Annotated in this window: 12 protein-coding genes; 5 read left to right on the top strand and 7 right to left on the bottom strand. The window is 64.0% G+C overall.

Features of this window, described 5'->3' with window-relative positions; translation table 11 throughout:
• The 6 genes from GGD65_RS15055 to GGD65_RS15030 form a co-directional block, all read right to left on the bottom strand.
• On the bottom strand, positions 1-486 hold the full coding sequence (locus GGD65_RS15055; RefSeq protein WP_092251594.1) for a tripartite tricarboxylate transporter TctB family protein: 486 nt from the start codon (positions 484-486) through the stop codon (positions 1-3).
• Between the two features lie 147 nt (positions 487-633).
• Entirely contained in the window at positions 634-1,611 is a 978-nt protein-coding gene (locus tag GGD65_RS15050; RefSeq protein ID WP_018316760.1) for a tripartite tricarboxylate transporter substrate binding protein, read from the bottom strand.
• A 208-nt stretch (positions 1,612-1,819) separates the two neighbouring features.
• The gene (locus GGD65_RS15045) at positions 1,820-4,687 is read right to left on the bottom strand and encodes a PAS-domain containing protein (RefSeq protein ID WP_183235755.1); all 2,868 of its coding nucleotides are present in this window, start codon (positions 4,685-4,687) and stop codon (positions 1,820-1,822) included.
• Positions 4,688-5,039: 352 nt separating this feature from the next.
• Positions 5,040-5,915, bottom strand: coding sequence for a hypothetical protein (locus tag GGD65_RS15040; RefSeq protein WP_018316762.1), 876 nt, complete (start codon positions 5,913-5,915; stop codon positions 5,040-5,042).
• Positions 5,916-6,032: 117 nt separating this feature from the next.
• Positions 6,033-7,013 carry an amino acid--[acyl-carrier-protein] ligase gene (locus GGD65_RS15035; RefSeq protein ID WP_183235754.1) on the bottom strand — a complete coding sequence of 327 codons (981 nt, stop codon included), beginning with the start codon at positions 7,011-7,013 and terminating at the stop codon, positions 6,033-6,035.
• Positions 7,014-7,052: 39 nt separating this feature from the next.
• A complete protein-coding gene (locus GGD65_RS15030; protein WP_183235753.1) occupies positions 7,053-8,270 on the bottom strand; it encodes an acyl-CoA dehydrogenase family protein in 1,218 nt (405 codons plus the stop codon).
• 357 nt (positions 8,271-8,627) lie between these two features.
• On the opposite strand from GGD65_RS15030, the gene GGD65_RS15025 reads away from it, so the two are divergent.
• The 3 genes from GGD65_RS15025 to mtnA all read left to right on the top strand — a co-directional run bounded on the left by GGD65_RS15025 (position 8,628) and on the right by mtnA (position 11,172).
• The gene (locus GGD65_RS15025; RefSeq protein ID WP_183235752.1) at positions 8,628-8,900 is read left to right on the top strand and encodes a phosphopantetheine-binding protein; all 273 of its coding nucleotides are present in this window, start codon (positions 8,628-8,630) and stop codon (positions 8,898-8,900) included.
• Positions 8,901-9,177: 277 nt separating this feature from the next.
• Positions 9,178-10,053 carry an S-methyl-5'-thioadenosine phosphorylase gene (locus GGD65_RS15020; protein ID WP_179732935.1) on the top strand — a complete coding sequence of 292 codons (876 nt, stop codon included), beginning with the start codon at positions 9,178-9,180 and terminating at the stop codon, positions 10,051-10,053.
• Between the two features lie 15 nt (positions 10,054-10,068).
• Complete coding sequence (gene mtnA / locus GGD65_RS15015; RefSeq protein WP_183235751.1) at positions 10,069-11,172, top strand: S-methyl-5-thioribose-1-phosphate isomerase; 1,104 nt, start codon at positions 10,069-10,071, stop codon at positions 11,170-11,172.
• Between the two features lie 113 nt (positions 11,173-11,285).
• On the opposite strand, the gene GGD65_RS15010 is transcribed toward mtnA, so the two are convergent.
• The gene (locus GGD65_RS15010; protein ID WP_183235750.1) at positions 11,286-11,921 is read right to left on the bottom strand and encodes an HAD-IA family hydrolase; all 636 of its coding nucleotides are present in this window, start codon (positions 11,919-11,921) and stop codon (positions 11,286-11,288) included.
• Between the two features lie 101 nt (positions 11,922-12,022).
• Here GGD65_RS15010 and GGD65_RS15005 point away from each other — a divergent pair, with 101 nt between their 5' ends.
• The gene (locus tag GGD65_RS15005) at positions 12,023-12,769 is read left to right on the top strand and encodes a trypsin-like serine protease (protein WP_183235749.1); all 747 of its coding nucleotides are present in this window, start codon (positions 12,023-12,025) and stop codon (positions 12,767-12,769) included.
• 124 nt (positions 12,770-12,893) lie between these two features.
• A complete protein-coding gene (locus GGD65_RS15000; RefSeq protein ID WP_183235748.1) occupies positions 12,894-14,396 on the top strand; it encodes an NAD(P)/FAD-dependent oxidoreductase in 1,503 nt (500 codons plus the stop codon).
• The last annotated feature ends 42 nt before the right edge of the window (positions 14,397-14,438 follow it).

Here is a 14,438-nt window from a genome sequence, read left to right as displayed (position 1 = left end):
TCAGCCGATCCCGAACAGGCCCGAGGGCAGCTGGATCAGCAGCAGCCGCTTGAGCACCCACCACATGCCTGATGGCACCAGCACGGCGATCGGGATCGCCAGCGTCCAGCGAACGGGATCGATCAGCCGCAACAGCAGCAGCACCAGGGGGATCGACGACAGCAGGAAGCCGAGTGGTTCCAGCGCAATGGAGAATGCCACGAGACAGGCAATCAGCAGGAGCGGCTTGCTCCAGCGCACATTCTCCCAGCGCGAGGCCAGCGTCGGCGCGCCCTCGGTGACCGCCGAGACGATGATGGCGCCTGCGAACACGCACATCAGGATGCCCGTGTAGAACAGCACGTAGCCGGAGCCGGGATCGTTGATGGTGCCGAGCTTGAGCTTCATGCCGGACCAGATCACGAATCCGCCCAGCGCGAGCCCGATCAGCCCGCCCCAGAGCTCGGAGTTGCTGAGGCGGAGTTTGACGTTGGTGTCGTTGTTCATGTGAAGCGCCTTGAGATCACCGTCGTCCTGAGGTGGCGGAGCGCAGCGTAGCCCTCGAAGGGCGACGGTGCCCCGATCCATCCTTCGAGGCGAGCCGCAAGCGCGGCTCGCACCTCAGGATGAGGTCAGCATGTGTGGTGGGACAAGCTACTTCTTCGCGAGCCCGAGCGTATCGATCACCTTGCGCTCGGACTCCGTGACCTCGACGACGAACTTCTTGTAGTCCTCGGTGTTCTTGTAGTTCGGCACCATGTCGTATTTGGCGAGCGTCGCGACCACCGCTGGATCCTCGACCGCCTTCTTGAAGGCATCGTGCAGCTTGGCGACGATCTTTGGATCCATGCCTTTCGGGCCGGCGATGCCGAAGGGGGAATCGTAAACCATGGGATAGCCGAGCTCCTTCAGCGTCGGCGCGTCGGGATAGTTCGGCGAGCGTGCGCCGGTCCACACCATCAGCAGCCGCAGCTTGCCGGCGTCGACCAGCGGCCGCCATCCCGTGGAGTCCGCCTGAAGCATCGTGTGCTGCCCCAGCACCGCGGCGTTGGTCTCCGCGCCGCCCTTGAAAGGAACTTGCGTCAGCTTGATTCCGGACATTCCGGCGATCTGCTCCATGCCGATATGCAGCGAGGTGCCGGCGCCCGGCGTGGCATAGGTCACCTTGCCCGGATTCGCCTTGGCGAACTCCACGACGTCCTTCCAGCTCTTGAACTGCGACTCCGCGCTGGTGGTCACGCCGAAGGTGTAGCCGGTGAGATGGATGATGTAGGTGAAGTCCTTGGCCGGATCCCACGACACTTCCTGCATCAAGGGCAGGCGGAACACGGTGATCGGAATCTGCGAGATGGTGTAGCCGTCCGGCTTCGCGGCCGCCGCCATGGTCGCGGGGCCCACCGTGCCGCCGCCGCCGGCCTTGTTGTCGATCACGATCGGCTGCCCCAGCACCTTCGAGGCGCTGTCGGCGATGGCGCGCATCGAGATATCGGTCGATCCGCCGGCCGGCCATGGCACGATCAGCGTGATCGGCTTGCTGGGATAGTCCTGCGCGCTGGCGGCAGTCGAGAGCAATGCGCCCATGACAGCATGCATCGCGGCAAATGCGATCGTCTTCAGCCCGTATCGCGGCATCGAAACTCCTCCCCTCGCGGCGGCCTCTTTGCGGGCCGCCGTTTCTCGTTCTTGCGCGGCGATTGTTCCTGAAATCGAGGGAGAAGAAAAGCGCATTGCGCGGACCGCGGACGCCGGGCGATGCGGCAATCCCGGTCGAGGCGGCACATGCGACAATTCGTCGTTTGGTCGTGTGCCGAGAGACGGAATTTGAGGGAGCAGAAAGCCGCTACGCCACGCGCCGGACCGTGTTCAGCGTCTCGATGGTGCGGCCGACCTCCGATGCGGGGCACGGCCTGCCGAAATAATAGCCCTGTACGGCGGTGCAGCCGCATTCGCGGACGAAGTCGAGTTGCTCCTCGGTCTCCACACCCTCCGCCGTCGTCTCGACGCCGAGCACGGAACCGAGGCTTGCGATGGTGCGGACGATGGCAACGCTCTCCGGACTTTCGCCGAGCGTGCCGACGAAGGAACGATCGATCTTGATGCGATCGAACGGAAACTTGCGTAAATAGCTCAGCGAGGAATAGCCGACGCCGAAATCGTCGAGGCTGACGCGCACGCCTAACGCGCGAAGCTGGTGCAGGATCTCGATCGTCGCCTCGCTGTCGTCGAGCAGCGCCGTCTCGGTGACCTCGAGCTCGAGCCGTTGCGGCGGCAGGGCGGCTTCGGCAAGTGCGCTCGTGACCATCGCCACCAGCCCGCGCGAACGGAACTGCACCGGCGACAGATTTACCGCGACGTTGACATCGGGCCAGGACGCGGCGGTCGCACAGGCGCTGCGGAGTACCCATTCGCCGATCGGAACGATCAGCCCGGTCTCTTCAGCGATCGGAATGAACTCGGCCGGCGAGACGAAGCCGCGCGAGGGATGTTTCCAGCGCAGGAGTGCCTCGAACCCGGTGAGCTCGGACGAATCGAGCCGCAGCTGCGGCTGGAATACCAGATGGAATTGACGCGCCTCGAGCGCGCCGCGCAGATCGTGCTCCAGCGCGTGCCGGCTGCGCGCCTCTTCCTCCATCTCGGGCTCGAACAGCTGATAGGCGCCGCGCCCCTTGGCCTTGGCCTGGTACAGCGCGAGATCTGCGCATTTCATCAGTTCGTCGGCATCGAGCCCGTGGTCGGGTGCGATCGCGATGCCGACGGAGGCGCCGACATGGATCGACTGATTTTCCAGTGGCGGCGGATGACCAAGAACCTCGACCAGACGCCGGGCCAGCTTTTCCGCCGCTTGCGGCTGCGGTCCGCGCTGGAGCACGGCGAACTCGTCGCCGCCGAGCCGTGCGACGGTATCGTGCTCGCCGACATTCTCCTTCAGCCGCGCCGCGACCCAGCGCAGCAGCCGGTCGCCGGCGGCGTGGCCGAGGCGGTCGTTGACGGTCTTGAAATTGTCGAGGTCGAAGCACAGCACGGCCATGGCGCCGCCGGCGATCGCGACCTGGTTCAGTCCCTCGCCCATCTTTTCGCGGAACAGCGTGCGGTTGGGCAGGTCGGTCAACGAATCGTGCCGCGCCATATGCGCGACGCGCGCCTGGGCCTTGTGGCGCTCGGTGACGTCCTCGTAGGTGACGACCCAGCCGCCATGCTCCATCCGCTTGTGATTGAGCTTGATGATGCGGCCGTCGCTCAAATGGCGATGCAGCGTATGCTCGCCCTCGCGCAGCCGCTCGACGTAATCGGCATAAAGCCGCGCGGCTGTGGTGTTCTGATGGATGCCCAGCTCGCAGCTATGCTCCATGATCTCGCGCATCGAGACGCCGGGCTTCACGATGTCAGGCGACAGGCCGTACATCTCGATGTAGCGGCGATTGCACACGATGACGCGCAGGCTCGCGTCGAGCATGCACAGGCCCTGGCTCATGTTATTCAGCGCCGCGTCGAAGCGGCGATACTGCTCGCTCAGCTCCTCGATCGCGTGCTCGCGTTCGGTGATGTCCTCGTAAGTGGCGACGAAGCCGCCCTCGGGCAGCGCGCAATAGCGCACCGAGATCACGGTATCGTTCGACATGCGCCGGCGCATCGGCGAGGAATCGCGGTTCGCGATCCTGGCGCTGGCGGCTTCCAAGAGCTGCCGGGGGCTGTACTCGGACGAGAACGCGCCGTTCGCCATCGAGCGCTCGATCAGCTCCGCGAGATGCGTGCCGGGCCTGGTCTCCTCCGGCGACAACAGGTAGATCTTGCGGTAGGTGGTATTGCAGACGCGAAGGCGCATGTCGCTGTCATAGAAGGCGAGCCCGTGCGCCATGTTCTCCATCGCGGCATCGAGAATAAAATTCTGTTGCCGCAGCGTCTCTTCATATTGCAGCCGCTCCGTGACGTCCTCATGCACGGTCACCCAGCCGCCGTCGGGCAGGAAGCGCGAGACCGTCTGCACCATGCGTCCGTCATAACGCATCACCAGCAGGGACTTCGCCTTTCTGGTGCGCACGTCCTCCAGCCTGGATTTATGGAATTCGTCTGTCGGCATGCCCGGCAAATTGCCGCGCGATACCCAATGATCGAGCACCTCGCGATGCGAGGCGCCCGGGCTTACGATGCTGGGATCGAGGTTGTAGAGGTTCAGGAAACGTTCGTTGCAGACGACGACGCAACTGTCGGCATCATACATGATGAGGCCGTGCGACATGTTGGCGAGCGCGTGCTGGCTGCGCTCGGTCTGCACGCGCAATTCCGCCTCGAGCCGGGCGAGGCGGGTGACATCGTCGCAGATCGTCATCCAGCCGCCGCCGGGAAGCGGCTTGAGCTCGAGCGACATGACGAGGCCGCTCGCAAGCTGCTGCTCGGTCCGGAACGGCTTTCCCCCTGCGATCTGCGCGATCCGCGCCGAATACAGCGTGTCGAGCTGGTCCTGGGGAAAGTTGCCGCGCATCGCACTATGCGCAAGTACCTCGCGGTAGCTCGTGCCCACGCGCACGATGTCGGCCGACATGTCGAACAGCGACAAGTAACGCTGGTTGACCAGCACGATCCGGTTGTCGGCATCGTAGACGCAGACGCCCTGTTCCATGTGGTCGAGCGCAAGCTGGCTCAGCGCGACCAAGGCCTCCGGGCCCTGCTCGCGGCGTGCACCAAGCTCGTTGTCGCGGGTCGACGTCATGGGATCGGCGGGATCTCGGCGAGCAATAGACTTAACGCAACCTAATTCAGCCGCCGAGGGTAGCGAAGAGGCCGGAAAATTCCCTTAAGCGCAGTAGTTTACGGAGGGTGACTGGCGATGGAGAGCGCGTCGGAAATGCGGAGGTGCGCGCGAGAGTTGGGCGGGAGGGCGCGTCAAATGAAGTGTCGTCCCTGCGAAAGCAGGGACCCATAACCACAGGGAAAGGTTTGACGAAGATTGGAAGTGAAGGGGCCTTCCCGTGGTACCAGCATTGCGGCTTAGAGACAGATCACGCGGTATGGGTCCCTGCGTTCGCAGGGACGACAGCGGTGGTCTGGTCCGACGGCCTCCCTCACGGCCCGTACAACACCAGTTCCGTATCGGTGAGATCGCCGAGCTGCGGCCGATCCGGGCCCTTGAAGTATTTGCGACCGCGCCGCTCGGTATAAATACCGACCAGGCCGGGAAGCGGTCCATTGGAATCGATCGCCACCGCGATCTTGCCGAGCCGAAGCAGCAGCCGGCCGATGCGGCCTGCGCAGGCGGCGTATTCCGCGGCGCTGCGGCAATAGATCAGCTTCATCGCAGGAGGTGCAATGAAGCCGCGGCGGATGCGCACCGGCTGCAGGATGAAGGGGAATGTTCCCTTCGGCGTGCGGCAGACGAGGCTGAGGCAATTGTAGCGCGCATGCCGCGTCAAGAGCTCGGTTTCGGCTTCGGATAGCCCCTCGATCGTTTTGGCGTGAGGCGAGATGACCTCGATCTCGCTCCAGCGCGGAGGTCGCGCCAGGGCAGGAACCGAGAAGAATATGCCGCGGCAATAGGCACGAAAGCCCTGCGTCTCGATGATCGGCCAGGTCCACGGGGCCGGGCTGATGTTGAAATAGGTCACGTCCTTGTGCCGCTGCGCGATCTTGGTCAGCAGCGGGGCATAGTTGCGGTAGGCCGGATCGACATACCAGCTCGACAGATTGCACTGGATGGCGGTCTCTTCGCCGTTCTTCCGCGCCGTGTAGATCAGCAGCAGCACGCCGACCGGCGTGCCGTCACTCTCGAGCATGTAGCCGAAGCGCGGATAGCCCTCCGGCACGGACCGGAAGGCCTGCCGGCGCAGACCCTGGATCCAGTAGTTCCGCGAGCGGCCGACGAAGCCGCGCGTCAGCAGGTCCGCGACCGCTTCGGCGTCGGACTCGGTGATCTCGCGGCATCGCACCTTGGTGTGAATCACGCTCGTCTTACCCGTGGAAATGACAGGCCTCGTTTGGTTTATTGTTTCAGCATGATCTTGTCGGAAGACCGCTTTGCACTCTTCGCAGACGCGGTCCTTCGGATCCGGATCATGCTGCTAGCGCCAGCCTTCGACATGGGCGTCGGCCGTGACCCGCGGCTGCAGGCCCAGGACGTCCCGCACCTTGGCGGGCCAGGCGGAAAGGTCCGTGCCGTGGGTGTGGAACATGGCGACCGCCAGCCGGTCCATGCCGAAGGCGACGCAGCCGGTATGGGCTGGCTCGCCGCCGGCATCCTGGATTCCCCAGGTCGTGCCGAAATGCTCGCGGTGATAGTTGAAGCTCATGCAGGCCGTCGGCTGCTCTTCCGAGCGCAGCGGAATGAGCAGCTCGAACTTGAGCTGCTGCTGCTTCTGGCTCACCGCCTTCATTTGGCCGACACGACCGAAGAAGGGATCGCTGGCATAGTCGACGCGGAAGGTGAGGCCGAGGTCGGTCGCGATCTTCTGCGCGCGCACCATCCAGCGCTCGCGGAAATCGGCGACGTCGTCGGGGGTGCCGATGCAGACATATTCGCGCATCCGGAATGATTGCAGCCGGTCGAGATGTTTCGACGGCTCGCGGCGGAAGCAATCAGCGGCAACGTCGAAGCGCAGGCCGCCCTTCGGCAAGGGGCCGCGGCTCGCCGCGATCGGATAGACCGGATAGCAGGCGGCGGGCGACAGCACGAGATCGGCGGGAGACAGTGAGGTGGTCCAGTCGCCGCCGGCATCGAAGCGGCTCACCGCGGCGTTGATCTCGCGCTCGGTCCCGTGCAGACCGCAAACGCAGCCGAGCAGGTTCGGAAAGCTCTTGAGATAGCCGGATTTTTCCAGCTGGGCCCGGCTCATCACCGGCGGGAAACGCATCACCTCGGTGCCGCTCTCGCGATGGCTGGTGATCAGCGCGGCGAGCTTCTCGACGACGCCTTCATAGAGCGCGGTGCGGGCGTAGACGCCATCGGCGCCCATGCGGTGGAACAGCTTGTCGGCGAGATGATCGAGCGGATCGATCAACTGCGGCGCGGTCGCGGGCGAGTCGGGGAGGATGGCAATGTTCATGGAGCGATGTCCTGCTATCTCAAAATTGTTGTTGTTGATTCAGTCGTGAAGGCTTGTCGGCACGCCGCTCATCAGCGTCGAAGTCGCGGCATTGGCCAGAATACGGTCGTTGTTGATCATGATCGGGGACGACAGCACGTCGCGGAGGTGCCGGCCCATAGTGAACTCGCCGTCGTTGCGGTAGCCGGAGAGGCCGGCTGTGCGCATCGCATGCATCACGGTCTCGACCGCGAGCTCGGAGGCCTGCACCTTCAGCAGCGTGATCGAGGACTGGAAGTCGAGCGAGCCGAGGGCGCGCTCGTCATGCTCGGCGCGGGCAAAGGCATCGATATTGGCCGACAGCAGCGCGCGCAGCTTCGCCAGCGACATCTTGGCGGCGGTGAAATGCGCCGCGGCCGGCGGCATCTGGCCGCCGGAGGTGCGGGCCGCCTTGCGGATGAAGGCCTGCGCGCGGGTCACCGCTGCGGCGGCGATGCCGGCCCAGGCCGACGACCAGCACAGATGCGCGAACGGCGTCATGGTCTGGGCGTGGATCTTGTCATAGGATTCCGGGAAGACGCGATCGGCGGGGCAATCGACCTTCAGCTCGAAGCCGGTCGAGCAGGTGCCGCGCATGCCGAGCGTTTCCCAGCCCAGCGTCCGCTTCAGCGAATAATCGTCCTTGGCGAGCGCCAGCAGCACCTGGTCGGAGGCGGCGGCCTCGGTAGCGCGGCGGGCGATGGTGACGAGCCCGTCGGCTTCGGCGCCGTAGGAGATCACGGTGGCGTCGCGAACCAGCGAGACGGTGTCGCCGGCGTGATCGACGGCAGCGGTGCTGGCGCGGATGTTGCCGCCGTTCTGGCCTTCGGTGGTGGAGGAGGCGAGCAACCACTGGTCGCGGGCGACCCGGCGCATCATGGTTTCCATCCAGGGGATGCCGTGGCCGTGCCTGACGACGCACGCAACCTTGGTCTGGTGCATCGCATAGATCATCGCGGTCGAGGCGCAGGCGCGTCCGAGCGTGTAGCAGATGTCGGTGACGTCGTAGATGGAGGCACCGAAGCCGCCGAATTCGACCGGGATCATGACGCCGAGCAGCTTCTGCTCGCGCGCGACCTCGAAAGCCTTGTGCGGGAAACGGGCGTCGCGATCGACCCCGTCGGCGTCGGCCGCGGCAGCTGCGGCGGTCCGGGCGGCGCGCTCGGTCAGGGAGGGACCCTGCTCGAGGAAGCCCGTCTGCGTTTCGTCGACAGTGAGGACTGCTTCACGCACGTTCATACTCGTCCGCCTCCGGTTTGCCGTTCGAGATCGCCGGCATCATTCGCGATGCGCGTAAGCGATCCTCCGGCCATCTTTGCTTGTGAGACGAGGCTACGGATTTAATTCAAATTCGTCGATGAAATAGAGGGTAAACAAAGCCCAATTCCGAACGAACAGTTAAGGTCCGGTTGTTTGCATCACCCGTTTTTCCAGCATCGCGTTAGGACTCTGGAAGAAGCCTGAATTTCAGACAATCTGAGTCATCGTTTACTAAGAAACGCGAAGTATTGGTGTCGCCCATTGCGGGACCGGCAGGCCGTGCCCATCGTAGCGGCAAGCCGGTTCGACCTTTGACAGACAGACGGGAATTTGCCGATGCAATCCTTTGATACCGACGTACGCAATCGCATCATCAAGCTGGTGAAGGGCATCCTCGAGCAGAATTCGCTCATGGCCGATGTCACGTCGTCTGCAAAGCTGGTCGACGTCGGCCTGACCTCGATGGACATGGTCAATCTGATGCTCGCCGTCGAAGCCGAGTTCGACTTCACCATCCCGCAAGCCGAGATCACGCCGGAGAATTTCCAGTCCGTCGAGACGCTGGAGCGGATGGTGGCGACCCAGCTTCAGCTGGCGAACGCGGCTTAAGCCGCGCGCCGACCTCTCTCCGGGTCGTCCCTGCGAACGCAGGGACCCATTACCCCAGGGAGAGGTTTTGCGAAGGCTGGTCGTTCTGGATTGCGACCAAGCACCTCGAAAGAATCCGCGGTATGGGTCCCTGCGTGCGCAGGGACGAGTTCGAGTGAGAGGCGAGCGCGCCCGCGCCCCTCACACCACCGACATCGCCCCACCACCCCGTTCCAAAACCGCCGCAAAACTGGCATAGCTTAACCATGTCGCACGTGGCGAACAGGGTGGAGCAGGCATGACGCAGGCGGTATTGGGCATCATCGGCGGCTCGGGCATCTATGATTTGCCGGGCCTCGAGGGTGCGCGCGAAGAGGTGATCGAGAGCCCCTGGGGCGAGCCATCGGCGCCCGTGCGTCGCGGCACCATCGCAGGGTTGCCGATCGTATTCCTGCCGCGGCACGACAAGGGGCACCGCCTGTCGCCCTCCGACATCAACTACCGCGCCAATATCGACGTCTTGAAGCGGGCCGGCGTCACCGATCTGATCTCGCTGTCGGCCTGCGGTTCCTTCAGGGAGGAGCTGCCGCCGGGCACCTTCGTTCTCGTCGATCAGTTCGTCGACCGCACCCACAAACGCGAAAGCTCGTTCTTCGGCCGGGGCTGTGTCGCGCATGTGTCGATGGCGCATCCTGTCTCTCCACGTTTGCGTATCCATCTTGCCGCGGCCGCTGAAGCCGAGAGCATCGCGATCGCGCGTGGCGGCACTTACGTCTGCATGGAGGGGCCGCAATTCTCCACCTATGCGGAGAGCATGACCTACAAGACGCTGGGCTATTCCGTGATCGGCATGACCAACATGCCGGAGGCGAAGCTCGCGCGTGAGGCGGAAATCTGTTACGCCACGGTGGCGATGGTGACGGATTTCGACTGCTGGCATCCCGATCACGATGCCGTCACCGTGCAGGACATCATCCGCGTGCTGACCTCGAACGCCGACAAGGCGAAGGCGCTGGTGGCGCGGCTGGCAATGGACTTTCCGCGCGAGCATGAGTCGTGTCCGATCGGTTCGGACCGCGCGCTCGACACCGCGCTGATTACGGCGCCCGAGGCGCGCGATCCCGAGCTTCTGAAGAAGCTCGATGCGGTGGCCGGGCGCATCCTGCGAGTATGAGAAAGGCAGAATGCCATGAAGGTCGACGGCAAGCATTTCCGCAGCATCTGGCGCGAGCATGACGGCTGGACAATCGGCGCGATCGACCAGCGCCGGCTGCCGCATGAGTTCGTCGTCGCGAAGCTCACATCCTGCGAAGACGCAGCCGTCGCCATCCGCGACATGCTGGTGCGAGGCGCGCCGCTGATCGGTGCCACCGCGGCCTATGGCATGGCGCTCGCCATGCGCGAGGACGCTTCCGACGCCGGCTTGAAGCGCGCTTACGACACGCTCGTGGTGGCGCGGCCGACGGCGATCAATCTGAAATGGGCGCTGGACGAGATGCGCATGGCGCTCGCGCCGATCGACCCGATTGAAAGGGCGGAGGCGGCCTATGCGCGCGCCGACGAAATCGTCGAGCAGGATGTCGAGATCAACCGCGGCATCGCCGGCAACGGCTTGAAGCTGATCGAGGCAATCGCATCGAAGAAGCGGGGCGAGACCGTCAACGTGTTGACCCATTGCAACGCCGGTTGGCTCGCCACCGTCGACTGGGGCACGGCGACGGCGCCGATCTATCTTGCGCATGAACGCGGCATCAAGATCCATGTCTGGGTCGACGAGACACGTCCGCGCAACCAGGGCGCCTCGCTCACGGCCTGGGAGCTCGGTCATCACGGCGTACCGCACACGGTGATCCCCGACAACACCGGCGGGCACCTGATGCAGCACGGCATGGTCGACCTCGCCATCGTCGGTACCGACCGCGTCGCCGCCAATGGCGATGTCTGCAACAAGATCGGCACCTATCTGAAGGCGCTCGCCGCCCACGACAACGGCGTGCCGTTCTATGTCGCGCTGCCGTCGCCGACGATCGATTTTGCCGTCCATGACGGCATCCGCGATATCCCCATCGAGCAGCGCAGCGGCACTGAGGTCACCGATATGACCGGCCGCACCGCGGATGGAAGGCTGGAGACGGTGCGCATCGTGCCGGAGGGATCGCCGGTCGCGAATTACGCTTTCGACGTGACGCCGGCGCGGCTCGTGACCGGCCTCATCACCGAGCGCGGCGTGCTGAAGCCGGATCGCGACGAGCTGGCGGCGGCGTTTCCGGAGCGAATCGCGGCGGGGGAGTAGGCTCCGCCGTCATTGCGAGTTCTCGTAGGGTGGGCAAAGGCGCGGAAGCGCCGTGCCCACCATCTGCTTGTGGTGGGCACGCTCCGCTTTGCCCACCCTGCGGCATTTGCGAATTAAGTCAGCTTCAGCCCAGTTGCTTTCTCAAGCTCGGCGATCGCCTGCGCGCCGCTCGTCACCTTGATCGTGGTCATGCCCATCTCGCGCGCGGGCTTCAGATTGACGCCGAGATCGTCGAGATAGACGCAATTGTTCGGATCGACCTTCAGCGTCTCGACCATCAGCCGGTAGATGCGCGGATCAGGCTTGCGCAGGCCGATCTTGGCGGACTCGATCACGTGGTCGAACAGCACCATGACTTCGGCGATGTAGAGCGAGCGCCCGGTCATGCTGCCGATCGCATTGGCCGGCAGGTTGTTGGTGATGCAGCCGGTCTTGAATTGCGCCTTGATGCGCTTCAGCGCCTCGACCATCTCGGGGCGCAGATCGCCCTGCAGCAGCGGCAGCACGTCGCGGCCGCGCACCTCCGCGCCGAGTGCGAGCGATTCCGTGGCGAACAATTCGTCGAAGGTGTCGATATCGACCTCGGCCCGCTCGAACTTGGCCCAGGCGTTCTCCAGGTGGTTGGCGGCGTTGGTCCGCCGGATGATGTCGACGGGCAGGCCGCGCTCGGTCTCGAACCGCGCGAATGCCTCGAACGGCGAACTCGTCAGCACGCCGCCAAAATCAAAGATCACCGCCTCGATCGCCAATGTCCTGCCCTCGTCAATTCCTTTCCAAGAGGGCTAGCATGCGCTATCGGCAAGGACCAGTCCGAAGCAATCTGCCGCCGCCAATACCGAAGCGTGTTCCCATGAAGAAGCTTGCCACGTTCATCACGACTGCGCTGCTGCTCGCCACACCCGCCCATGCCATCGTCGGCGGTGGCACGCCGCAGGCCGATGGCGTGGCGCGCGCCGTCGTCACCATCGTCGGCTCGCGCGGCAATTCCTGCACCGGCACTCTGATCGCGCCGAAGATCGTGTTGACCGGCGCTCACTGCGTGCCGCCGGGCGCGGACTACAAGATCGTCGATCGCAGCGGTGGCGCACCGCAATTGCTGAACGTGCGCACCATCGCGATCCATCCGGGCTACAAAGCGCAGGTTCATCGCGCCGGCGCAGACGTGGCGCTGCTGCAACTGGAAATTCCACTCAAGGGAAAATCGGCGGTGCCGGTCGGCGCGCCGAATATTCCGATCCAGGTCGGTAGCCGTTTCGTCATTGCCGGTACCGGTGTCACCGTGCGCGGTGATGGCAGGAGCGGCGGGGCCACGCGCGTCGCGGGCCTTGTCGTCACAGGCCAGCCCGGCACGCTCCAGATCCGCCTGGTCGATCCCGTAACCAACGGTGTTCGCGACGGAATTGGCGCTTGTACCGGCGATTCCGGTGGTCCTGTGTTCGAGGACAAGCCGAACGGCGCCGTGCTTGTCGGTGTCATCAGCTGGGCGACGGGACCGAACGCCGGCGATGGCTGTGGCGGATTGACCGGCGTCACACCGCTCACGCTCTACCGCGACTGGATCTTGCAGACCGCGCGGAGCTGGGGTGCGGCGCTGTGATTTGACCGCGGCTTGATCTATGTCATTTTGAAGCGGAAGCGCGGCGGGTGATCATGCCGGCCGCGGAGGAAACGCGTCGTCCGTCAAGGGCGGCCACAAAAACAAGCAAGGCATAGAAGCAACAATGAATGTCGCTGTTCGCAGTCACGCCACCGCCAAACAGGCTTCTGAACATTTCGACGTGCTGATCGTCGGCGCCGGCATCTCCGGCATCGGCAGCGCCTATCACATCGAGAAGCAGCTTCCGGGCACGAGCTATGTCATCCTGGAGACGCAGGCGACGTTCGGCGGCACCTGGAGCACGCATCGTTATCCCGGCATCCGCTCGGACAGTGATCTCCATACGTTCGGCTATAGCTTCAAGCCCTGGGTCGGGCCGCCGATCGCGACCGCCGAAGAAATCCTCACCTATATGAAAGAGGTGATCGACGACAACGGTATCGCCAAGCACATCCGCTACAAGCACAAGATCAATTCCGCCAGCTGGTCGAGCGAGCAGAATCTCTGGACTATTGAGGCGGTGACGACCGACACCGGCGAGCCGAGGACGTTCACGGCGAACTTCCTCTGGATGTGCCAGGGCTATTACCGTCATTCGGAAGGCTACACGCCGGAATGGAAGGGCACCGATCGCTTCAAGGGCCGCATCGTCCATCCGCAGACATGGCCCGATGACGTCGACCTCACGAACAAGAGGGTCGTTGTGATCGGCTCGGGCGCCACAGCGGCGACGCTGGTGCCGAACATCGCTGACCAATGCGCGCATGTCACCATGCTGCAGCGTTCGCCGACCTATTTTCGCCTCGGCCGGAACGCCATCGAGATCGCGGAAGAGCTGCGCCGGCTTCAGGTCGATGAGGCCTGGATCCACGAGATCGTTCGGCGCAAGATCCTGTTCGAGCAGGATGCCTTCACGAAACTCTGCGTGTCCAAGCCAGAACAGGTCAAGAAGGACCTGATCGGCCAGATCAGCGCGGTGCTCGGTCCCGACTACGACGTCGGGACGCATTTCACGCCGACTTACCGGCCGTGGCGGCAGCGCATCGCCTTCGTGCCCGATGCCGATCTGTTCAAGGGCATCGCCAGCGGCAAGGCCTCCGTCGTGACCGACGAGATCGAATGCTTCGTCGAGAACGGCATTCAGCTCAAGTCCGGCAAGCTGCTGGAAGCCGATGTCATCGTCACCGCGACCGGCTTCAATCTCGCCGCGCTCGGCGACATCGCCTTCGAGATCGACGGCAAGCCGCTCGCCTTCGGCGATACCGTCACCTATCGCGGCATGATGTTCACGGGCGTTCCGAACATGGTCTGGGTGTTCGGCTATTTCCGCGCCAGCTGGACGCTGCGCGTCGATCTCGTCGCCGACTTCGTCTGCCGGCTGCTTGGTCACATGAAGGACAAGGGTGCGAAGAAGGTCGAGGTACGCTTGCGCGCCGAAGACCACAACATGCCGATCCTGCCCTGGATCGATCCAGAAAACTTCAACCCCGGCTATATGATGCGCAACATGGATTTGTTGCCCAAGCGCGGCGACAAGCCGGAATGGCAGCACAGCCAGGATTACTGGACGGAGAAGGACGAGATCCCGAAGACGGATCTGGATGACAAGGCGTTTGTGTACGGGTGAGGGCGCTCGGGGGTGTAAGGGGCGGTAACGATTGCCACATCC

It is taken from the genome of Bradyrhizobium sp. CIR18 (genome assembly GCF_014198295.1).
Taxonomy (GTDB): domain Bacteria; phylum Pseudomonadota; class Alphaproteobacteria; order Rhizobiales; family Xanthobacteraceae; genus Bradyrhizobium.
The sequence above is the reverse complement of the archived record's forward strand: the minus strand, read 5'-3'. Positions and strand labels throughout refer to the sequence as shown.